Genomic DNA, 2680 nt, shown 5'->3' with positions numbered 1-2680 from the left:
CATCACGGCAGTATTCTTGTTTTAACTCGATCTCGATGGTGGTATGAGCCAGACTGAATGGTTTTAAAGTCTCGGCTACGGAATCTTTGATGCTGTTGTATCGCCCGTTTTCAAGGCTGCCCTCAATCACGAGATGAGCCGTCAGGACATGCTGTTCACCATCGAGCGACCAAAGGTGTTGATGATGAATGTCACTGATACCATCGATGTGTAAGAGTTTGTGTCGGATCTCATCATGCAGGTTCTTGTCGGGCACTGCCTGTAGAAAAATCTTGCCGGTTGCCCAGAAGTTACGAATCACATTGAATAAGATAAACAAGGTAAATCCGACTGATAGCAATGGATCAAGTATTGGCCAGTCCACGAATTGCAGGATCACCGACACAACCAGCACAGCAACCCATCCCAACACGTCTTCCAGCAAATGCCAGTTCAGCACTTTTTCGTTCATCGTGCTGCCTTTGCTAATACGATAAGCCGCAAACCCATTAATGGTCACACCCAATATGGCTAATGCGAGCATACCTTCAGTGACGGGCATCACAGGATCAGAAATACGGGGTATGGCCTGAGTGATCACCCAAATGGAACCGGCAATAAGCACAATACTGTTTAAAAAGGCACCAAATAAGGTTAAGCGGCGGTAACCGTAGGTGAACTCATTATTAGCCGTTTTCTGCCCCCAGCGTGATAACAACCAGGCACTGCCAAGAGAGAGACTATCACCCAGATCATGTACCGCATCGGCCATAATCGCGGTACTGTTGGTCAGCAGCCCGCCAATAAACTCAATGATCGTGAAGCCCAAATTCAGCAAAAACACCAGGCCAATACGTCGTGAACTCGTCTCGTCCTGACTGTTGTGATTATGCATAAAACACTCCAATGTACTCAACAACACAGCAATTTCTTGTGATGAGATACACCGTTGCTGGTCATATCATGACCAGCAACGGACTCAGCATCGCCGGCTAGCTTTTTTTATCTCTACTATGAATCAACTTATAAAGTGCGGGTAACACAACCAGCGTCAATAACGTTGAGGAAATAATGCCCCCAATCACGACTGTCGCCAGCGGTCTTTGTACTTCAGCGCCGGTACCGGTATTAAGCGCCATAGGAACAAACCCCAGACTTGCCACTAAAGCCGTCATCAGTACGGGCCGCAACCGCGTCATCGCGCCCTCGACAATCGCTTTATGCAAGTCTCCGTGGCTATGCCAATAGTCGCGGATAAATGCCAGCATCACCAGGCCGTTAAGCACTGCAATCCCTGACAAGGCGATAAATCCGACACCGGCTGAAATCGACAGCGGCATATCTCTGAGCAGAAGCGCCATTACGCCCCCCGTTAGCGCCAGTGGCACACCGGTAAAAATAATGGCTGCATCACGAAACGAGCCCAACACGGTCACCAGTAAGCCCATGATGATCAGTAGCGTTACAGGGACTACGATAGACAGTCTTTGACTGGCTGACTGCAGCTGTTCATAAGTGCCGCCATATTCAACCCAGTAACCAGCTGGAAGCTCAACTTGCTCTGCAATCTGTTGCTGTGCCTCCTCAACGAATGACCCAAGGTCACGCCCTCTGACATTACTGGTCACAACAACTCGTCGTTTGGCATTTTCTCTGGAAATCTGGCTGGGAGCCTGGGTCAATTCGACTTTGGCTACTTCAGAGAGTGGGACATAATTACCATCCGGCAGACTGACCGGAAGCACTGACAGTGCCTCAATATCTTCCCTGATCTTCTCCGGGAGACGTACCACAAGATTGAAGCGCCGATCGCCATCATAAATGAGGCCGGCCATACCGCCGCCCACAGCTGTGGAAACCATATTCTGCAGATCATCAACATTGAGACCATAACGTGACATTGCCATCCGTTTAGGCTCGACCGTCAGCATGGGCATATCATCAACCTGCTCAAGACGTGCATCCGCGCTACCTGGGATCTGCTGCACGACGGCGAGAACCGCTTCTGCATTTTGCTTAAGCAAGTCTAAATCGTCACCGTATACCTTAATGCCTAAGTCAGCACGAACCCCTGAAATTAGCTCGTTAAACCGCATTTCGATCGGTTGGGTAAACTCATAATTATTGCCTGGCAATTGTTTAACCACAGCTTCAATTTGAGCTAAGAGTTCGCTTTTGGGTAATTCCGGTTGAGGCCACTCACTCCTTGGTTTAAGTATTAAGAAAGTGTCAGCCACATTAGGAGGCATAGGATCCGTGGCGACTTCCGGCGTGCCCAATTTAGCAAAGACTTTATCGACCTGCGGAAATTCCTTTAACCGTTTTTCGAGCAGTCCCTGCATCTTAATGGATTGTTCAAGACTGGTACCTATACTACGCAGTGCATGCAGTGCTATATCCCCTTCATTAAGTTGTGGGATAAACTCAGAGCCCATTTTGCTGGCCATATTGATTGATACCGTAACCAAAATAGCCGCAACGAGGAGAACAACCCAGCGCAATTTCAGACTGAGTAGCAAGACAGGACGGTAAAGCCATTTTGCCCCACTGATAATAAGGCTTTCCTTTTCCCTTACACTGCCGCCCATGAATGTCGCCACAGCGGCCGGCACAATGGTAAGGGTGAAGATCATGGCAGAAACCAGGGCAATAATGACTGTTGCAGCCATCGGTTCAAACATCTTCCCTTCAACACCGGTGA

2 protein-coding genes are annotated in these 2680 nt (G+C 48.8%); both read right to left on the bottom strand.

The features are described from left to right. The coding region (locus tag B4K20_RS09365; RefSeq protein WP_289282688.1) for a cation diffusion facilitator family transporter at window positions 1-874 on the bottom strand (874 nt) is incomplete at its 3' end. Window positions 875-971: 97 nt separating this feature from the next. Continuing rightward, on the bottom strand, window positions 972-2680 hold a 1709-nt coding region (locus B4K20_RS09360; protein WP_289282687.1), incomplete at its 5' end, for an efflux RND transporter permease subunit.

The organism is Methylophaga sp. UBA5088, assembly GCF_002414625.1.
In the GTDB taxonomy this organism is placed as follows: Bacteria; Pseudomonadota; Gammaproteobacteria; order Nitrosococcales; family Methylophagaceae; genus Methylophaga; species Methylophaga marina.
Note: the sequence above shows the minus strand (reverse complement) of the source record. Positions and strands in the feature narration are given on the sequence as shown.